Origin of the sequence: Exiguobacterium sp. s152 (assembly GCF_018618335.1) — a bacterium.
GTDB lineage: Bacteria > Bacillota > Bacilli > Exiguobacteriales > Exiguobacteriaceae > Exiguobacterium > Exiguobacterium chiriqhucha.
This window is the reverse complement of record NZ_JACSLX010000005.1, coordinates 1-19,477: the sequence shown is the minus strand read 5'-3', so window position 1 is coordinate 19,477 and position 19,477 is coordinate 1. Positions and strand designations below refer to the sequence as shown.

The 19,477-nt window shown below is 53.7% G+C and carries 17 protein-coding genes, 2 rRNA genes and 1 riboswitch; all 19 genes read right to left on the bottom strand.

The window, feature by feature from the left end; genetic code table 11:
- Position 1: 1 nt before the first annotated feature.
- Positions 2 to 1,384 carry a TrkH family potassium uptake protein gene (locus tag KNP72_RS10135; RefSeq protein ID WP_214719791.1) on the bottom strand — a complete coding sequence of 461 codons (1,383 nt, stop codon included), beginning with the start codon at positions 1,382 to 1,384 and terminating at the stop codon, positions 2 to 4.
- Positions 1,385 to 1,420: 36 nt separating this feature from the next.
- On the bottom strand, positions 1,421 to 1,726 hold the full coding sequence (locus tag KNP72_RS10130) for a YerC/YecD family TrpR-related protein (protein WP_034781303.1): 306 nt from the start codon (positions 1,724 to 1,726) through the stop codon (positions 1,421 to 1,423).
- A gap of 67 nt (positions 1,727 to 1,793) precedes the next feature.
- The gene (locus KNP72_RS10125; RefSeq protein ID WP_214833149.1) at positions 1,794 to 3,536 is read right to left on the bottom strand and encodes an adenine deaminase C-terminal domain-containing protein; all 1,743 of its coding nucleotides are present in this window, start codon (positions 3,534 to 3,536) and stop codon (positions 1,794 to 1,796) included.
- Between the two features lie 179 nt (positions 3,537 to 3,715).
- Positions 3,716 to 6,001, bottom strand: a complete 2,286-nt coding sequence (locus KNP72_RS10120) for a bifunctional diguanylate cyclase/phosphodiesterase (RefSeq protein ID WP_353048448.1) — start codon at positions 5,999 to 6,001, stop codon at positions 3,716 to 3,718.
- 99 nt (positions 6,002 to 6,100) lie between these two features.
- Positions 6,101 to 7,354 (bottom strand): phosphoribosylamine--glycine ligase, encoded by a 1,254-nt coding sequence (gene purD, locus KNP72_RS10115; RefSeq protein WP_214719788.1) that lies wholly within the window; start codon positions 7,352 to 7,354, stop codon positions 6,101 to 6,103.
- A 13-nt stretch (positions 7,355 to 7,367) separates the two neighbouring features.
- A complete protein-coding gene (purH, locus tag KNP72_RS10110) occupies positions 7,368 to 8,888 on the bottom strand; it encodes a bifunctional phosphoribosylaminoimidazolecarboxamide formyltransferase/IMP cyclohydrolase (RefSeq protein WP_214719787.1) in 1,521 nt (506 codons plus the stop codon).
- Positions 8,885 to 9,463 carry a phosphoribosylglycinamide formyltransferase gene (gene purN / locus KNP72_RS10105; protein WP_021065199.1) on the bottom strand — a complete coding sequence of 193 codons (579 nt, stop codon included), beginning with the start codon at positions 9,461 to 9,463 and terminating at the stop codon, positions 8,885 to 8,887. The genes purH and purN overlap by 4 nt, the downstream gene beginning before the upstream one ends.
- On the bottom strand, positions 9,460 to 10,494 hold the full coding sequence (purM, locus tag KNP72_RS10100) for a phosphoribosylformylglycinamidine cyclo-ligase (protein WP_214833145.1): 1,035 nt from the start codon (positions 10,492 to 10,494) through the stop codon (positions 9,460 to 9,462). Before purM ends, purN begins: the two co-directional genes overlap by 4 nt.
- A gap of 12 nt (positions 10,495 to 10,506) precedes the next feature.
- The gene (purF, locus tag KNP72_RS10095) at positions 10,507 to 11,916 is read right to left on the bottom strand and encodes an amidophosphoribosyltransferase (protein WP_058765678.1); all 1,410 of its coding nucleotides are present in this window, start codon (positions 11,914 to 11,916) and stop codon (positions 10,507 to 10,509) included.
- Complete coding sequence (gene purL, locus KNP72_RS10090; protein ID WP_214833143.1) at positions 11,892 to 14,111, bottom strand: phosphoribosylformylglycinamidine synthase subunit PurL; 2,220 nt, start codon at positions 14,109 to 14,111, stop codon at positions 11,892 to 11,894. Before purL ends, purF begins: the two co-directional genes overlap by 25 nt.
- Positions 14,095 to 14,775, bottom strand: a complete 681-nt coding sequence (gene purQ / locus KNP72_RS10085; protein ID WP_214719784.1) for a phosphoribosylformylglycinamidine synthase subunit PurQ — start codon at positions 14,773 to 14,775, stop codon at positions 14,095 to 14,097. Before purQ ends, purL begins: the two co-directional genes overlap by 17 nt.
- Positions 14,772 to 15,014: a phosphoribosylformylglycinamidine synthase subunit PurS gene (purS, locus tag KNP72_RS10080; RefSeq protein WP_021065194.1), complete on the bottom strand. Its 243-nt coding sequence runs from the start codon at positions 15,012 to 15,014 to the stop codon at positions 14,772 to 14,774. The genes purQ and purS overlap by 4 nt, the downstream gene beginning before the upstream one ends.
- Positions 15,011 to 15,715 carry a phosphoribosylaminoimidazolesuccinocarboxamide synthase gene (gene purC, locus KNP72_RS10075; RefSeq protein ID WP_214719783.1) on the bottom strand — a complete coding sequence of 235 codons (705 nt, stop codon included), beginning with the start codon at positions 15,713 to 15,715 and terminating at the stop codon, positions 15,011 to 15,013. The genes purS and purC overlap by 4 nt, the downstream gene beginning before the upstream one ends.
- Positions 15,716 to 15,763: 48 nt before the next feature.
- Positions 15,764 to 17,056 carry an adenylosuccinate lyase gene (purB, locus tag KNP72_RS10070; protein WP_214833141.1) on the bottom strand — a complete coding sequence of 431 codons (1,293 nt, stop codon included), beginning with the start codon at positions 17,054 to 17,056 and terminating at the stop codon, positions 15,764 to 15,766.
- On the bottom strand, positions 17,053 to 18,147 hold the full coding sequence (purK, locus tag KNP72_RS10065) for a 5-(carboxyamino)imidazole ribonucleotide synthase (protein WP_214833139.1): 1,095 nt from the start codon (positions 18,145 to 18,147) through the stop codon (positions 17,053 to 17,055). The genes purB and purK overlap by 4 nt, the downstream gene beginning before the upstream one ends.
- Positions 18,147 to 18,635, bottom strand: coding sequence for a 5-(carboxyamino)imidazole ribonucleotide mutase (gene purE, locus KNP72_RS10060; RefSeq protein ID WP_214833137.1), 489 nt, complete (start codon positions 18,633 to 18,635; stop codon positions 18,147 to 18,149). The genes purK and purE overlap by 1 nt, the downstream gene beginning before the upstream one ends.
- A 69-nt stretch (positions 18,636 to 18,704) precedes the next feature.
- Positions 18,705 to 18,806, bottom strand: a riboswitch (purine riboswitch).
- Between the two features lie 140 nt (positions 18,807 to 18,946).
- Positions 18,947 to 19,138 (bottom strand): NETI motif-containing protein, encoded by a 192-nt coding sequence (locus tag KNP72_RS10055; protein WP_021065189.1) that lies wholly within the window; start codon positions 19,136 to 19,138, stop codon positions 18,947 to 18,949.
- A gap of 83 nt (positions 19,139 to 19,221) precedes the next feature.
- Positions 19,222 to 19,337: ribosomal RNA gene (gene rrf / locus KNP72_RS10050) — 5S ribosomal RNA — on the bottom strand.
- A gap of 57 nt (positions 19,338 to 19,394) precedes the next feature.
- A 23S ribosomal RNA gene (locus tag KNP72_RS10045) occupies positions 19,395 to 19,477 on the bottom strand; the annotation flags it as partial.

Genomic DNA, 19,477 nt, shown 5'->3' with positions numbered 1-19,477 from the left:
CTTAGCCTAAGATGATTGATTCTTTCGGATAATTGTACATCCGTTTCGGCTGTCTCCGCTGCAAAATCAAAATGAAGGCGATGACACCGATTCGACCGATGAACATTAAAATCGTGAGCACCCATTTTCCGACGTTACTGAACTCTGCCGACAGACCGACCGACAAGCCGGTCGTTCCGAACGCTGAGCACGCCTCGAACAAGATGCGGGTAAGCGATGCGTCTTCAAAGAAGGTGAGCACCATGACCCCCGTGAGCAGGACAGCGAGTGACACCGTGATGATGACAAACGCTTTCCAAATATCCTCGAGCACAATCTCGCGCCCGAAAATTTTGATGGACGAGTCCCCGCGAATGAACGCGACGACCCCGAGCACGGCGACGGCGAACGTCGTCGTCCGAATCCCCCCGCCGACCGAGGACGGGGACGCCCCGATGAACATCAGAATCGATAACAATAACATACTGCCTTCCGAGAAGAGGTTGACGTCGACCGTCGTCAAGCCTCCGTTTCGCGTCGTCACGGACTGGAACAACGAATCCGAGAGCGCCAGCCAGAGCGGTAAGTCTTTGAACGCGTTATTGTATTCAAATAGAAACAAGCCGACGGTACCGACCGCAATCAATCCGAAGAACGTGGATACCGTCAATTTCGTGAACAACGAGAAACGACGCGGGAAATTTTCACGTTTCCGCATAATTCGGTTCGTCAAATAGGTGCGAATCTCGACGAGGACCGGGAACCCGATGGCGCCACCGGTCATGAGCGCGATTTGCGTAAAGATGACGAACGGGTCTTCCCGAAACGGCGCGAGCGAGCTGCCGGTGATATCGAACCCGGCGTTCGTCGTCGCACTGATTGAACCGAACAGCCCTTGCAGGAACGCCTCTCTGGCCGTATCAAAGTAATTTAAGTAATGAATTCCGAGTATGATTGCCCCAATCGCTTCAATCGTGATAACGGTGATGACGATTTCCGCAATATACTTCACGATTCCAGACATCGACGTCTGGTTCTGGTCCCGTAAAATCAGCTGACGCTCGCGAAAACCGATGCGCTTGCCGAGCAAAATCCACATGATGACGTGCAAACTGATCAGACCGACCCCGCTCACTTGAACGATGAACAGGATAATGAACAGCCCGAACGTCGAAAACGTCTCCGTCACGACGATTGGCGTCAAGCCGGTGACGCTTACACAGCTGACCGCGAAGAAGACGAGATCGGTGAACGTGATCGTGACACCCGGCTGTCGCGCAATCGGTAAGGCGAGCAGAATGATCGACAACACGACCGCCGCACTATAGATGAGTACGAGCGTCTGGACCGGTGTCAGGTTTCGAAAGAACAGCTGTACATTTCGTTTCATAAACTTGTCTTGCATCTCGCCCCTCCTCTCCCATCAAAAACAAGATGACTCTTACGAGTCACCTTCTGATTGTTGTAGACGTTCAAGGGCAAGATCATAACCGCCAGACCCGTAGTTCAAGCAACGCTTGACGCGGGAGATGGTGGCTGTCGAAGCGCCTGTCGCTTCTTCAATTTTATGATATGTGCTACCTTCGCGAATTTGGCGGGCCACTTCAAGCCGTTGGGCGAGCGCCTGTACTTCGTTCACGGTCGCTAAATCTTCAAATAGTTGATAACAATCTTCGAGTGTATCGAGCTTCAAAATCGCCTCAAACAGCTGATCGAGCTCTCGTCCTCGTAATTTATCGAGTTGCATCCGCAAGCATCCTCTCTCATCGTACTTCTTTATCATTCTAAAGCACGACCGGCTCGGACTCAACTGTTCATCGTAAAATTGCCGGAAATAGTATTTGTTTCTTCATCACTTCGTAAATTCCGAGTGGCGTGGCCCGGACGTACGGCAAGTGCGTCGATGCCAAGAACAGGAGCGTATAGATCGGGTCTTCAAACTTGTACCCGCGCGTGAGCAGTTCGGACCGCAACACCTCTTCTTGGACAATCAACTGTTCAATCGGCTCCTTCGACGTCATGCCACAGAGCGGGAGCGGAATTTCCGCGATAATTTCGCCACGGTCGACGAGGACGATGCCGCCTCCAAGTTCCTTCATCCGCTCGAACGCCGTCAGCATGTCTTGTTTACATTTCCCTAAGATCAAGTAGTCGCCACTAATCGAATACGAGCTGACGAGACCGCCAAAGTCGTTGGCAAATCCTTTCAGCACCGTGTTGAGGCGCCACTTCCCTTCTTTATCAAGCAACATGAGGAACGACTCGTCCCCGTCACGCGGCAATTCGTCTTGACCGGTGTCGTGCGAGATTTTGAACAGTTTCATGATGACCGAGTTGACCATGTCGAGCCCGACAGGCATGCTGAATGATAAGTCGTTCGGCGTCAGTTCGATGTCGACGTTCGTTGACGGCATCAAGGCAAGCGCCGCATCGACGAGCTCGTTCGGAAATTCGGACGTCCCGTCCCGATAAATCCATTGCCCTTTAGCAATGACAGCGGTCGGCCGTGGCTCATCAATCGCATCAAGAATATTGAGATGGGCGATGCGTCCCGGCGCAATCGAACCGAGGACGTGATCGAGCCCGAAGTGGCGCGCCACGTTCAACGAGACGATGCGGTACGCTTCAACCGGAGGCAATCCGGCCTCAATCATGATTTTTACGAGTGCGTCTTGGAGCCCGTCTTGATAAAAGCCTGGCGTCGAACCGTCTGTCGTGACCATAAGATGATCGAACGCCTCGAGTCCTGCGTCGAGCAGACCACGGATGATGCCCGGTAGGTCGGGACGGATTGAGGAATGACGGAGCGTCGTCGTATAACCGTGTTCAAGCCGGCAGAGCGCTTCTTCGGCCGTCATCGCTTCATGGTCGCTGTGAACACCCATCAGCGCCATCTTCGTCAACGTCTTCGCCGAGGCACCTGGGAAGTGTCCTTCGACCGGGAGCCCGCACGTCTCCGCATCGAGCATCCATTGAAGCATCTCGTCATCACCTTTTAACGTTCGCGGCCAGGCCGTCAATTCTCCGGCCATGATGACGTCCGGGTGATTGAACCAAGCGTGAATCCGCTCGGAGTCGACGAGGACGCTATCACGGTCAAGTTCGGTCTGCGTATCGAGACGCGCCCACCAGTACGTGCTCGTCGGAAGCTGTTGCATCGCTTCCAGTTGCGCAAACGCTTGCTCCTTATTTTGTAAAAAAAGAAGCATGTTGTCATTCACGAGCGTTGTCGTCCCCCGCTCACCTGCATACTTCGATAGCGTCGCCGGATTATATAGTTGGAATGGATGCGCGTGCGGCTCGATATAGCCCGGCACGATGTATTTCCCTGACATATCCACCGTCTCGACGGCGGCTTTCGGTACATCTGGCCCGACATAGACGATTCGGTCATGCTCAATCCATATGTTTGCTTGTTTCCACTGCTTCACGTACATGTTTAAGTATGTGGCATTCGTCAATACGAGCGAAGGTGGTCTGACTTGGCTCACGACTTCTAATTGTGACCGAATCATCGCTTTAGACCACGGTGCCCGCGCCGATCGTTTTGGTGGCATCGAACCCAATCCTCCCTTAATCGCCTCGCCATTATTATTAGAAAATAATTTTGTAAGCGTTTTCTTTCATCTGATTCAAGTTTACCTTTTCTCTGAAAGGCTCGCAAGCTATGTTGCCCATTGTAACGGAATTCACATGAAATTCACACAAATAAAGACGTCTCCCGCGGGAGACGCCTTCACCATTCATACATCGTGACCGTCTTTTTCAAATAATGCTCGAGTTGAGCGAGCGGAACGGGCCTGCTGTAATGATAGCCTTGAATGAGGGAGCTGCTATGTTCGAGCACGAAGGCAAGCTGCTCTGGACGTTCGACTCCTTCGGTGACGATATCGAGCCCGAGCGTGTGGAACGTCTGATATAATCCTTCGAGCAACGCCCGGTCAAACGTGTTCTCCGGAATCCCTTTGACGAAATTCTGGTCGATTTTAATCAAGTCGAGTTGGAGCGACTGTAAAAACGACAGCGACGACGTGCCGACCCCGAAGTCATCGAGCGAGATTTTGACGCCGATGGCCTTGAGCGATTGAATGAACTGCTGAAGCTCATATAAATTGCCGCCGACCTCGCTCTCGGTGATTTCCACATGGAGACGGTGAGGGTCAAACTTCGAACTCATCAACACTCGTTCTAATGAAGCTAAAAACGATCCGTCGGCGATTTGGCGCTTCGACACGTTAATCGATAGGAACAAGTGATGTCGTTCCACGTGGTCTTTCATCTCTATGACCGCTTGTTCGAGCACCCAACGACCCAAATCAGAGATGAGACCGAGCTGTTCGGCGACAGGTATGAACAGTCCAGGTGAGATTTGACCTTTCGTCGGATGATTCCAACGAACGAGCGCCTCCACGCCACGTACGGTAAACGGTCGCGGCGACACGATTGGTTGATAATATAGTTCGAATTCATCATGTTCGAGAGCATGGCGCAAGTCACGCTCCATCTCGAGCGTCTGTAAGTAGTGGCTTCCATCCTCAATTTCTTGGAACGTGAGCACTCGATTCTTTCCTGAAAGTTTTGCCTCATGAATGACGACATCGAGCCGCCCCATCATCATCTCGTACGTATGGTGCGGTTCGGCACAAGTGAACACATCGATACCGATTGTCGCCGCCATCCCCTTCACCCCGTTGACTTCAGCCCAATCCTTCAAGTCTTTGATCAAACGCCGGGCGACCGGCTGCAATTGTTCGAGCGTCCAGCTTGGGTGGACGAACATGAATTCATCGGCACCGATTCGGGCGACAAATCCGTCTTCTTTATAAAAGTTAAGTCGGGAAGCGATATAAATCAGGACGGCGTCGCCTGTCCGGTGTCCATACTGGTCGTTGACGCGCCGGAAATCGTCCAAGTCCAAACCGAGCACGCCGATTTGGTCTTGTTTGCCGCGTATGTTCGAGAAGTAGTCCTCAAGCGCGAGCCGGTTCGGGAGCACCGTCAACGCGTCACGGAACGCCCGATCAATCACTTCGGCACGTGTGTCTTCGAGTGCCGCGAGCACTTCATTCATGCTCGTTGCCATCTGTTCAATCTCATCGTGGCTGTTCGCATCACGACTGAGCCGGAGCCGACTATCCCGTTCGAGCGTGATCACTTTCAACTCACTGACGATTTCCATGAGTCGCCGAATCACGACCCGGTGAATCGTCCATAGCAACGAAAAGAACAGGCCGAGCCCAAGGACGACGAGGGCGATCATCCCGAGTCGCAACATCGCCACCGTATTTTCATAATGTGTTTGTTCGACGGTGAATTTGACTTCGAAATCGGACTGTTGAAACACCGTGCCAAGTGGAATCACAACGTTGGTCCCCGCATCGCCATCCGTGATGACCGTCTGATTTTGACGCGCAGGTTGAATCGTCAATGGAATTTTCGTCTGAGTGCTCATGTCCGCCAGAAATGCCGAATCCACGAACTCGAACATGACGAGCGTACCTTGACTTGGACCACTACTATCACTTCGTAAAATCGGGTGGCTTACGTACAGCGTCGGACCGAAATCACTAGCATATATGCCGTTTTGCGTACCTTCCTGATTGCTCAATCGAGAAGTGACCGCCTTGATGAGCGTTTGTTGATCGGATTTTGACAACGTCGTGCCCGCTGAACGGAACGACGAATAGAAAGTTTCTCCGTTCTGATCCAAATAGACGATGGCGTTTACGCTCAAGTTTTCAAGCGATTCCTCACTAATGTTACTTTGAACATAGGAGGCGTTCCGTCGCTGCACGAACGTATACGTGTCATTCCAGACAGCCCAGTCGACGAGTGTGCGCTCGAGCGTATGCTTCCGATTGGCAAGCGTCTCTGACACGCTCGCGACGTGACTCTCGACCGTCTGCCGGTCTTGTTCCATGCTTTTTTCGATAAAATAAGGGCGGACCCCAAAAAAGATGACTCCGACAAACACGACTATATTCACGGCCACCGCAATCATGAGTTTCGTCCGAATGCGCACGTCGACCACCTTCTTCCTTCAATCTACTCCATTATTGTAGAGCAGGAAGTGTGAATTCCCTTCTTTTCGCATGAAAAAAAGGACGGGTTGACCCATCCTTTAAAAAATATGTGCCAACGCCCGTCCCCCGATGTCTCGACGGTAGAACGTCTTTGGCAAATCAAGTTGTTCGAGTGCCGTATAGACGGCATGTTTTGCTTCGAGCAAGGTCGGTTTTGTCGACGTGAGCACGAACAAACGCCCCCCATTGCCGACGATGTCCGCCCCGTCACGGGTCGTGCCCGCATGGAATACGAGCACATCGTCTCGTAAGTCACCGAAGCCTGATAGTACCTGTCCGGTCGTCGCTCGATCAGGATAACCTTCTGCCGCGACGACGACTCCAATCGTATAGCCTTCCACCCATTCAATCGGATACGGTTTTTGGTCCACGACCGCCTCGATGACGTCGAGGAGAGGAGATGCCAAGTTCGGGAGAATGACCTCGGTCTCGGGATCGCCGAACCGAGCGTTGAACTCGATTACTTTCGGGCCATCCGCCGTCAAGATCAAGCCTGCATACAAGAACCCTTCGAACGGAGTGCCTCGTTCGACCATCGTCCGCGCGAGCGGGAAGAGCACGCGCTCGACCGCTTCCGCGTACACGGCATTGTCGAGATGAGGCATCGGACTGTACGCGCCCATGCCACCCGTATTCGGCCCTTTGTCGCCGTCAAACGCACGCTTGTGATCTTGTGACGTGATCATCGGAATGACGTGCTCGCCTGAGACGAACGCCATGAGCGAGAACTCTTCCCCGTCTAAAAACTCTTCGATGACGACACGGGACTGATCCCCGAACTTATCGGTGCCGAAGATGTCGTGAATCGCCTCTCGCGCCTCTTCGAGTGTGAACGCGACGGTCACGCCTTTCCCGGCAGCGAGCCCGTCCGCTTTGACGACGAGCGGCGCTTCCGACTGATCGATATGACGTAGCGCTGACTCGGCGTCGGTGAACGTGTCGTACCCTGCGGTCGGGATATTTGCTTCGCGCATCACTTCTTTGGCGAAGGCTTTACTACCCTCGAGGAGCGCTGCCGCTTTCGTCGGTCCGAAGATGTGTTGACCTTCTGCTTGGAACGTATCGACGACACCGGCCATCAGGGCCGATTCGGGGCCGACAATCGTCCAGTCGATTCCTTCGCGCTTCGCAAACCCAACGAGGGCCGAGACATCCGTCTCTTCAATCGGCACGCACGTCACACCGTCCATATTGAGATTACCCGGGGCGACGAACACCTCATGTCCATCTTGTCCCAGTTTCCAGGCGAGCGCGTGTTCACGGCCGCCACGTCCAATGACGAGTACGTTCATCTTATCGCTCCTCTCAATGTTTGAAGTGTCGAACCGACGTGAACACCATCGTGATGCCGTGACGGTTCGCCGCTTCGATCGACTCTTCGTCACGAATCGACCCGCCCGGTTGAATGATGGCCGTGATCCCAGCCGCAGCCGCAGCCTCGACCGTATCGCCCATCGGGAAGAACGCATCGCTACCGAGAGCGGCCCCTTGAGCACGTTCCCCTGCTTGTTCGAAAGCGATTTTCGCCGCGCCGACGCGGTTCATCTGTCCCGCACCGATGCCGATTGTCGTCTCGTCTTTGGCTACGACGATGGCGTTTGATTTCACGTGTTTCACGACACGCCACGCAAGCTTCAAGTCTTCCCATTCAGACGCCGTCGGACGACGGTCCGTCACGATTTGGCATGACGCATCATCGAGTGTGACGTCGTCCCCGTCTTGCACGAGCAGACCGCCCGCGACGGCTGTCAACCGCATCCCTGTCATCTGGCCCATGTCGAGCGTCAATAACCGAAGATTCTTTTTCTCTTTCAATCGGTCAAGTGCTGCCTCACTAAAGGATGGTGCAATGATGATTTCTAGGAAAATGTTGCGGAGCGCCTCTGCCGTTTCCACATCGACTTCACGGTTTAAGGCGACGATACCCCCAAAAATCGAGACCGGATCGGCCGCATGCGCTCTTGAGAACGCCTGGCTGATCGTTTCTCCGACAGCGACACCGCACGGGTTCATATGTTTGACGACGACCGCTGCCGGCTCCGTCAATTCGCTGAGCGCCTCGAGCGCCGCATTCGTATCTTGGATATTGTTATATGAGAGTTCTTTGCCGTGCAGTTGTTTCGCGTTCGCGAGCGTCATCCCGTGATAGAGCGGCGTCTTATAAAACGCTGCCTGCTGGTGCGGGTTTTCCCCGTAACGAAGGTCTTGTACTTTCTCATACGTGACCGTGAGCTGTTCCGGGAACGTCTCACCGATCTGCTGCCCTAAATAGTCGGCAATCAAGGCGTCATACGCCGCCGTGTGACGGAACGCTTTTGTCGCAAGACGTTGACGTGTTTCGAACGTCGTCCCGCCGTCACGAACCGCTTCGGCCACATGACCATAGTCGGCCGGGTCAACGACGACCGTCACGCTGGCATGGTTTTTCGCGGCCGAACGAAGCATACTCGGTCCACCGATATCGATATTTTCAATCGCTTCTTCATACGTCGCGTTCTCTTTCGCAATCGTCTCTTTGAACGGGTATAAATTGACGACGACATAGTCGATTGGCTCGATGTCGTGGTCTCTCATCTGTTCGACGTGCGAGTCCAAATCGCGGCGTCCGAGCAGACCACCGTGAACGAGCGGATGGAGCGTCTTCACACGTCCGTCGAGCATCTCTGGGAACGACGTCACTGCTGAGATGTTTTTTACCGGAAGGCCGGCCGCGATGAGCGCTGCTTCCGTCCCACCTGTCGAAATGAGTTCGATGCCCGCTTCATGCAACGCCTGCGCGAGCTCGACGATTCCTGTTTTATCTGACACACTCAGTAATGCTCTCACTTGAAAACCTCCTGTTGGATAAACACTTGTTGTAGTACGCGCGGATAGAGCTGATGCTCGACCGCTTGGATGCGTCTTGCCGCTTCGGCCGCATCACAGCCTGCGATGGCGACGTCTTGTTGGGCGATGATTGGTCCCGTGTCCATCCCGGCATCTACGTAATGAACCGTGACCCCGCTCGTCGGCACATTCGCCGCGAGCGCCTGACCGATGGCGTCTTTTCCAGGGAACGCTGGTAAGAGCGACGGATGGATGTTGATGATTTGCTTTGGATACGCGGTAAGCAGCACGTCCCCAATCAACCGCATATACCCGGCCAAGACAATATAGTCGGCGCCGAGTGCCTGTAGTAGGACGAGTATTTCTTGTTCGAATTCCGCTTTTGAGGCGTACGTCTTCGGTTCGAACGAGAAGGTCGGGATGTTGAACCGATCGGCCCGCTCGAGTACTTTCGCTTCTGGTTTGTCCGTGACGAGCAGGACGCATTCCCCTGACAAGTCGCCTCGGTCAATGGCTTGCCAAATCGCTTCGGCGTTGCTACCGGACCCGGAGGCGAAGATGGCAAATTTTTTCACTGGTCGACCCCCATGATGCGGACGCCCGGTTTGGCATCAACTTTCCCGATGCGGTGCGACGTCTCTCCAGCGCGTTCGAGTGCGGCTTCGACGGCTTCGACATCTTCAGGCCGGACCGTGATCATGAAGCCGATGCCCATATTGAATACGTTGAACATCTCTTGTTTCGAGACGTGCCCGACTTGCTCGAGCCAGTCGAACACGGGCAGACTCGGCCAATTCGATGCGTCGAACGTGACACCGAGACCTTCCGGCAACATGCGTGGCACGTTCTCGTAAAAACCGCCGCCCGTGATGTGGGCCATGCCTTGGACACGCCCCGTCGCGATGGCCGCTTTCGTCGCCTCGGAATAGATGCGTGTCGGCAACAAAAGGGCGTTCCCGAGCGTCGTATCGAGCATGGCGATCTCATCAGTGTAGGCGAGCCCTTGCGACTCGACGATATGGCGGACGAGCGAGAATCCGTTCGAATGGACACCTGATGATGCTAAACCTAGGACGATGTCCCCCGCTTCGATTGTCCGTCCATCGATCAGTGCTTCCTTCTCGACGACACCGACGGCGAATCCAGCGATATCGTACTCGCCGTCCGGATACATCCCCGGCATCTCGGCCGTCTCGCCTCCGACGAGGGCACAGCCCGCTTGGACGCAACCTTCGGCGACCCCTGCGACGATGCGCTCGAGTTTGGCCGGTTCTGCCTTGCCGGTCGCGATATAGTCTAAGAAATAAAGCGGTTCGGCCCCGTGGACGAGACAGTCGTTGACACACATCGCCACACAGTCAATTCCAATCGTATCATGTTGGTCGAGCGCGAACGCGAGTTTGAGTTTCGTGCCGACCCCATCCGTTCCGCTGACGAGAATCGGATGTTTCAACTGCATCGAGCCGAGGTCGATCATCGCCCCGAAACTACCGAGCCCGGTCATCACTTCTGGACGCATCGTCCGTGCAACGTGACGCTTCATGCGTGATACTGCTTCATAGCCTGCTTCTAAATTCACACCCGCTTGTTCATATCTTAAACTCATCGTCAGTCCCCCTCAAGCTTTTGTCTCTGTTACAAGTTCCGCCAGTTCAGTTGGATAAAGTCCGGTGAAGCAAGCGGCACACTGCCCGCGCAAGTTCCCTTCGAACGGTCGGTCGATCGCTTCGACCGTTCCGTCCAATGTGAGGAACGCCAGTGAATCGGCCCCAATCTCTTCTTTAATCTCTTCGATGGATTTGGTGGCCGCAATCAACTCTTCCTTTGATGATGTATCGATGCCGTAATAGCACGGATGCTTGATTGGTGGTGACGTGATGCGAACATGCACCTCGGTCGCCCCGGCTTCACGGAGCAACTTGACGATGCGTCTGCTCGTCGTACCGCGGACGATCGAATCGTCGACCATGATGACCCGTTTTCCGTTCACGACGCCTCGAAGCGCCGACAGCTTCATCTTGACACCGCGCTCCCGTAGTTCTTGCGACGGCTGAATGAACGTCCGGCCAACATAGCGGTTTTTAATGAGTCCCATCTCGTACGGAATCCCGCTCGCCTCGGCGTAACCGATGGCCGCCGAAATGCTCGAGTCCGGTACGCCGGTGACGACGTCCGCTTCGACTGGTGCCTCGTCGAACATCTTCTTCCCCATCGCCTTACGGGCGGTGTGCACGTTGACGCCATCGATAATCGAGTCCGGCCGCGAGAAGTAGATGTATTCCATTGAACACATCGCGCGGACCGATGCCTCGCTGTACCGCTCCGACACGATCCCGTCTTGCGTGATCATGAGGAGTTCCCCTGGCTCGACATCGCGTACGTACGTCGCCCCCACGACGTCAAACGCACATGTCTCTGAGGCGAATACGTAGGCTCCGTCCTCGGTCTGGCCGAGCGAGAGCGGGCGCAAGCCGTGAACGTCGACGCCGACGTAGAGCGCGTCTTCCGTCAAGAAGAGGAAGGCGAATGCGCCGACGAGACGGGCCAAGCTATCTGCAATCCGCTCTTTCATCGAGTTGCCGCGGCTTCGTTTAATCAAGTGGGCGACGACTTCCGTATCGGACGTCGTCTGAAAAATCGCACCTTCCGCTTCGAGCATATGTTTCAACTCGTTGGCGTTGACGAGGTTACCGTTATGCGCCATCGCCAAGTCGCCCGTAAGCGACTTGAAGTGGAGCGGTTGGACGTTCTCGAGCGTGTTGCCGCCTGCCGTCGAATAACGGACATGACCGATGGCGTGATGCCCGGTCAATGCGTCGAGCGACGGTTCGTCGAACACTTCAGCGACAAGGCCAAGCCCGCGTTTGGCGTGCAAGCGCTCCCCGTCAGCCGTGACGATGCCTGTCCCTTCTTGTCCCCGGTGTTGCAGGCTGTGGAGGCCGTAGTAGGCGAGGTGTGACGCTTCGTGATGATTGAATACCCCGAATACCCCGCACTCCTCGTTCATGCCTCGGATGTCATATAACATGGAATAGCTCCTTCCCATACCCGTTCAAGTTCCGTGACGTCCATTTCGATTAGGCGGTCGCTCGCACGCACCGTCAATTGTGGCGCGTCTGTCACCTGTCCGATGCGTGTCGCCTTCGTCAACTTCGCGAACGCATCGGCCTGATGTGGCGCGACTGTGACGAGGAACCGTGACTGTGATTCGCTGAAAAGTGTCGTCACGAGATCTGTGTCGACTGTGACGTCTGCGCCGAAGCCCGTGCCAAACACGAGTTCAGGGAGTGCTGCGGCGAGTCCACCTTCCGATACGTCGTGGGCCGCCGTGACAAGACCTTCCCGAATCGCCGTAAGCAATACTTGTTGCTGACGGCTCTCCGTCTCCAGGTCAAGCGTCGGCGCCTGTCCGCTCACTTGACCGTCTTGCAGCATTTGAAGCGCACTGCCACCGAACTCAGGTTTCGTCTCTCCGAGCAAGAAGATGATGTCGCCTGCTGCTTTCGCGAACGACGTCGTGATATGTTCCGGTTTGTCAATCAAGCCGACCATGCCGACGACCGGCGTCGGATAAATCGCCGTCCCGTTCGACTCATTGTAAAGCGAGACGTTTCCACCGATGACCGGTGTATCGAGGGCACGGCACGCTTCGGCCATCCCTTCGACAGCTTGGTCGAGCTGCCAGAAGCCTTCTGGTTTGTCCGGGCTACCGAAGTTCAAGCAGTCCGTGAGGGCGAGCGGTGTGGCGCCGCTGGCAACGATGTTGCGCGCTGCCTCTGCGACCGCAATCGCACCACCGACACGTGGGTCGAGGTACACGTATTTGGCGTTGCAGTCCGTCGTCATCGCGAGTGCTTTGTCTGTGTCGCGAATCCGGATGACGGCCGCATCACTTCCTGGCGCGACGACAGTTGACGTTTGGACCATATGGTCGTATTGCTCATACACCCAACGTTTCGAGGCAATCGTCGGCATGGCGAGCACGTCTTTCCATGTCGTGAGTACGTCCGTGACGACCGGTTGGACCGGTGCCATCGTTTGGAACGTCTCATAATATGCCGGTACTTTCGACGGCTTATGGTAGACCGGTGCGTCTTCTGCGAGCGCGTCGACCGGTACTTCGGCTGCGACTTCCCCGTGATGAAGAAGACGGAGCACTTTGTCTTCGATGACGACACCGACTTTGATCGCATGAAGTCCCCACTTCGTGACGATTGCTTCGATTTCATCTTCATGCCCTGCCTTGACGACGAGAAGCATCCGCTCTTGTGACTCGGACAACATCATCTCGTATGGCGTCATGTCAGCCTCGCGTTGTGGGACGAGGTCGAGGTTCATCTCGATGCCCATGCCTGCCTTCGATGCCATCTCGGCTGAAGACGACGTGAGACCGGCCGCTCCCATGTCTTGGATCCCGACGAGGGCCGGGTGCTTAATGACTTCCAAACACGCCTCAATCAACAGCTTCTCCATGAATGGGTCACCGACTTGGACGGCCGGGCGTTTCTCGTCCGCATCCTCACCGAGTTCTTCCGAGGCGAACGTCGCCCCGTGAATGCCGTCGCGTCCTGTCGTCGCGCCGACGTACATGACCGAGTTGCCGACACCTTCGGCAATCCCTTTTTGAATGTCTTCATGGCGAATGAGTCCGACGCACATCGCGTTGACGAGCGGGTTGCCGGCATAGGCCGGGTCGAACGCGACTTCCCCACCGACCGTCGGGATGCCGACACAGTTGCCGTAACCGGCGATGCCGGAGACGACGTGGCCGAAAAGATGTTTCACACGTGATTCGTTCAAATCTCCGAAACGGAGCGAGTTGAGGAGTGCGACCGGTCGCGCGCCCATCGAGAAGATGTCGCGGATAATCCCGCCGACCCCTGTGGCCGCACCTTGGTACGGCTCAATCGCCGACGGATGGTTATGGCTCTCGATTTTGAATGCGACGGCCTGGCCATCGCCGATGTCGACGATGCCAGCACCTTCCCCGGGTCCTTGAAGGACGTGTTTCCCAGTGGTCGGGAATTTCCGGAGGACAGGCTTCGAGTTTTTGTACGAACAGTGTTCAGACCACATGACCGAGAATAACCCGATCTCTGTGTAATTCGGCTCACGACCGAGCAGTGACACGACGAGCGCGTATTCCTCATCGGTCAAGCCCATCGTGGCGTAAAGTCGCTCTTCACGGATGTGTGTTGCTGTCGGTTCAGTTGTAAGTAGCATGTCGAGTCCCCCATTTCACCATTGAAGTGAATAATCGTTTGCCGTCTTCCCCGCCTAAGAGTGCTTCGACCGCTCGTTCCGGGTGTGGCATCATTCCGAGTACGTTGCCTTGTACGTTCGTGATTCCTGCGATATTCGCGACCGATCCGTTCGGATTGTCGGTATACGTGAAGGCGATCTGTCCGTTCGTCCGGAGCGTCTCAAGTGTCGCCTCGTCACAGTAGTAGTTGCCTTCCCCGTGGGCAATCGGGACTTGAATCGTCTCCCCGAGCGCATAATCGTTCGTGAACATCGTCTCGTTCGTCTCGACTTTCAATTCGACCGTCTTGCACATGAACTTCAAGTCACGATTGCGCATCAACACACCCGGGAGAAGCCCGGCTTCGACGAGCACTTGGAAACCGTTGCAGACGCCGAGTACCGGACGCCCTTCTTCGGCGAACCGTTTGACTTCACTCATAATTGGTGAGAACTGGGCGATGGCGCCACAGCGCAAGTAATCCCCATATGAGAATCCGCCTGGCAGGAGCACACCGTCGTAACCGTCAAGCGACGTTTCCGTATGGAACACATAGTCCGCTTCTTCGCCGAGGACATCTTTTACAGCGTGATACATGTCGAGGTCACAGTTCGATCCGGGGAAGACGATGACAGCAAATTTCATGCGAGTACCCCCATCTCGATTCGATAGTTCTCGATGACCGTGTTGACGAGCAACTTCTCACACATGTCACGCACCATCGCTTCGGTCGTCTCATCTGCCACTTGAAGCTCGATGACTTTCCCGATGCGTACCGACTCTACCCCTGTAAAACCGAGATGTTCGAGTCCACCTTTTACGGCGACGCCTTGTGGATCCAGTACACTTTCACGTAATGTCACGTACACGTTTACTTTTTTCATCGGTCCATTCCCCCTATGCGTGTTAACAGTTGGCTGTATGTGTCTGTCAGAGATCCAAGGTCCCTGCGGAAAACGTCTTTATCGAGCTTTTGTTTCGTCTCTTTGTCCCAAAGCCGGCATGTGTCTGGTGAAATCTCGTCGGCAAGGATGACCGTGCCGTCGACTTTACCGAACTCAAGTTTGAAATCGATTAAATCGATACCATGTTCATTGAAGAAATCGAGCAACACATCGTTGACCCACAGACCAAGTTGTCGCAATGTTTCGACTTCTTTATGTGTGGCAACTTGCAGTAAACGGATATGATCCTCCGTTAAGAGTGGATCTCCGAGTGCGTCATCTTTATAGTAAAACTCGACGATTGGTGACAGGAGTGGTGTCCCTTCTTCCCAACCTAGTCGTTTGGCAAGGCTTCCGGCGGCGACGTTGCGAACGACGACCTCGAGCGGAATGATGTCGACACGGCGCACGAGCTGCTCGCGATCCGATAGCCGCTTAATGAAATGCGTCGGAATCTTGTTATCGTGCATGAGTTCGAACAAGCGCGTCGTGATGGCATTGTTCAACACGCCTTTGCCGGCGATTGATTCTTTCTTCTCCCCGTTAAATGCTGTCGCGTCGTCTTTATAATAAACGCGGAGCACACCCTGTTCTTCAGTCTCAAATAACGCTTTCGCTTTACCTTCGTAAATTGCTTCCATCTGTATCGTCCCCCTTAAAAGTGAGAGGGGCATGAAGCCCCTCAACGATCACAAACCACAGCGTTCAAAAATAACATCGACACGGCGCACGTGATGGCTCGGGTCGAATAGGTCGTCGAGCTCGTCACTCGTGAAGAGTGCGCCCATCTCGGCGTCTTGTTCAATCAAGGTGCGGAACATCGTCTCTTCTTCCCACGCTTGCATCGCCTTCGGTTGAACGGCATCATAAGCGGCTTCGCGCGACCATCCTTTTTCAATCAACGCGAGCAAGATGCGTTGGGAGAAGATAATGCCAAACGTCCGGTCCATATTGCGCCGCATGTTGTCTGGGAAGACTGTCAAGTTCTTCACGATATTGCCAAAGCGGTTCAACATGTAGTTGAGAAGGCTCGTCGCATCCGGAAGAATGATTCGTTCGGCTGAAGAGTGCGAGATGTCACGTTCATGCCAGAGCGGGACGTTCTCATACGCCGTCACCATATGACCGCGAATGACACGGGCCAGGCCGGTCATGTTCTCTGAACCAATCGGGTTACGTTTATGTGGCATCGCTGAAGACCCTTTTTGACCTTTGGCGAAGAATTCTTCGACCTCACGTGTCTCTGTCTTTTGAAGGCCGCGAATCTCTGTCGCCATCTTCTCAATCGATGTGGCGATTAACGCGAGCGTCGACATGTATTCGGCGTGACGGTCACGTTGTAACGTCTGCGTCGAAATCGGTGCTGCTTGAATCCCTAATTTGTCACACACATACGATTCGATGAATGGATCAATGTTTGCGAACGTACCGACCGCACCACTCATCTTACCGAATTCAATCGTCTCGCGGGCTGCCATAAACCGTTTCTTGTTGCGCTTCATTTCTTCGTACCAAAGGGCGAGCTTCAACCCGAACGTCGTCGGTTCTGCATGGACACCGTGTGTACGACCCATCATGATGTCATACTTATGTGCTTTTGCTTTCTCAGCAAGGATGTCGATGAAACGGTCGATATCAGCTTCTAAAATATCGTTCGCTTGCTTAATCAAGTACGATAAGGCCGTATCGACGACGTCTGTCGAAGTCAGTCCGTAATGCACCCACTTCCTCTCTTCACCGAGTGTCTCTGAGACGGCACGGGTGAATGCGATGACATCATGACGCGTCTCTTGCTCGATTTCAAGGATGCGTTCGACATCAAACGACGCCTTGTCCCATAAGACGGCGACATCTTCCTTCGGGATGATACCAAGTTCGCTCCACGCCTCGCAGGCGTACAGCTCTACTTGGAGCCATGCTTCAAATTTATTCTGGTCTGTCCAAATCGCCGCCATCTCAGGACGGGTATAACGTGAAATCATAAAACGGTCTCCTTCCAAATTGCCAATTGTTCGATGGTCTGAAGCGCTTCTTCGACGGAAGCAGCAATCACGTTCAAATGTCCCATTTTCCGCCCCTGCTTCGCTTCTTCTTTCCCATACAAATGTAGTTTAACATTCGACGGTAACGTTTGCGGGTTCAGCTCGTCCATATGTTCGCCTAACAGGTTGACCATGACGATTGGTGTGTAAAGCGTCGTTCGTCCAAGCTTCATCCCGGTGATTGCCCGAATGTGTTGCTCGAACTGTGATGTCTCACAGGCATCAATCGTGTAATGCCCTGAGTTGTGAGGGCGTGGCGCAAGTTCATTCACGTACAATGAACCGTCTTCCATAATGAACAACTCAACCGCAAGCGTACCGATCAGTCCGATGTGGTCAGCGAGTTGGAGGGCCAAATGACGCGCCTCCTCTAAAATATCAGGCTCCACTCGTGCCGGTACAATCGAAAGATATAAAATATTGTTTCGATGAATGTTCTCGCTGATGGGGAACGTCGTCGTCTCGTGCGTCCCTCTCGTCACGATAACAGAGATTTCTTTTTTAAAAGGAAGCCAAGCTTCGGCCACATATTCCGTCTCTTCGAACTGATCTGTGAACGAGCTTACGTCTTGTTCTGAACGTATTACCGTTTGACCTTTACCGTCATAACCAAAACGGCACGTCTTAATCACAAACGGAAAACCTAACACGTCTCTTGCTCGAATGACATCACGGACGGAACGGACTGGAACGTACGGTGCGACTTGAAGACCTGCCCTTTCAATCATTTGTTTTTCAAAGATTCGATGCTGTGTCGCCTTCAAGACATCCATCCCTTGAGGACATTTGTCAGCAATGGCTTCAATCATCGCTGTATCAATGTTCTCAAATTCATAGGTGATGACGTCTGAACGATGTGCAAGTTCACGTGCTGCCGTTACGTCGTCAAATGCGGCGACGATGCTTGGTGCAACCTGAGCGGCGGGCGCGTTTGCGTTTGGATCGAGGCTTAGCGTTTCGTACCCCATAGCACTCGCACTGAGAGACATCATGCGACCTAACTGACCTCCACCTAAAATGCCGATTTTCATTAGATCAGTTCCTCCGTCGCTTGAAGTGCCATATCGCGCTTCGCTTGGCGATATGTATCTAGGCGTTCAACCAGTGCGGGGAATTGCAGGCTGAGGATTTGAACGGCGAGTAGGGCCGCGTTCGTCGCCCCGGCACGTCCGATAGCGACCGTTGCCACTGGTACTCCTGCAGGCATTTGAACAATCGAGAGCAAGGAATCAAGTCCATTTAACGCTTTAGATTGAACAGGCACTCCGATGACAGGAAGCGTTGTTTTCGCTGCGACCATTCCCGGTAAATGGGCTGCTCCTCCTGCGCCTGCAATGATGACTTGTATGCCTCTAGCACGGGCCTCTTCAGCATATTTAAACATTAAGTCCGGCGTCCGATGTGCCGAGACAACTTGTTTTTCATATGGAATACTCAATTCTTCTAGGATGTCACAAGCATGGCGCATCGTTTCCCAATCAGACGAGCTACCCATGATCACACCTACTGTTGTCTTCATTCAAATGTCCCCCTTAAATAAAGAAATCCCTAAACCGAATAACCAGTTTAGGGTATAGGCCACGACAAAAAAATGTCGACTATACCCCATAGTCTGATCAGAATCGGCGATCAGGTAGAAACTTGCGAGCCATTTCCTCGCGATTATATGGAGCACTATTTAATTTGTTATTAACTCACACGCCTATCGTACCTTGTTCTTTCAAAACATGTCAACAAACTGCGAACAATTTAATTGTCTGAATATTTATCGTTCGTCTTTAGTGGTGTTAAAATACAAAAAAACCGCCACGCATTCGTGACGGTTTGGCATTATGATTCGAGAGCAACGCACTCAAACAAAATCGATTGATGGGAATGTACAGGTTCGTCTTTGGTTCCCGTTTGTTCAAAGACAGGCTTTTCAATCCTACGTACCGGGCGATACCCCATTTGAGCAATTCGATTTAAACAGTCATCGATTGTCTCGTTTGGCTCGACGTATACTTTGATTTTTTTGGCCATCTGTTCTTCCTCTCTTTCATTTGAATCACGATATAAATAAAAAAAGCGGCGGCCCTTGAGCGAATGCTCCAGAACCACCGTTTGCCTGGCGACGTCCTATCCTCACAGGGGGAGACCCCCAACTACTTTCGGCGCTGAAGCGCTTAACTTCCGTGTTCGGCATGGGAACGGGTGTGACCACTTCGCCATCGCCACCAGACATAGAGAGATCGTTCTCTCAAAACTGAAGACTCATCAATTCACACAAACCTTAGACTAGATCAAAGCCTCGACCGATTAGTATCATTCAGCTCCACACGTCGCCGTGCTTCCACCCATGACCTATCTACCTCATCGTCT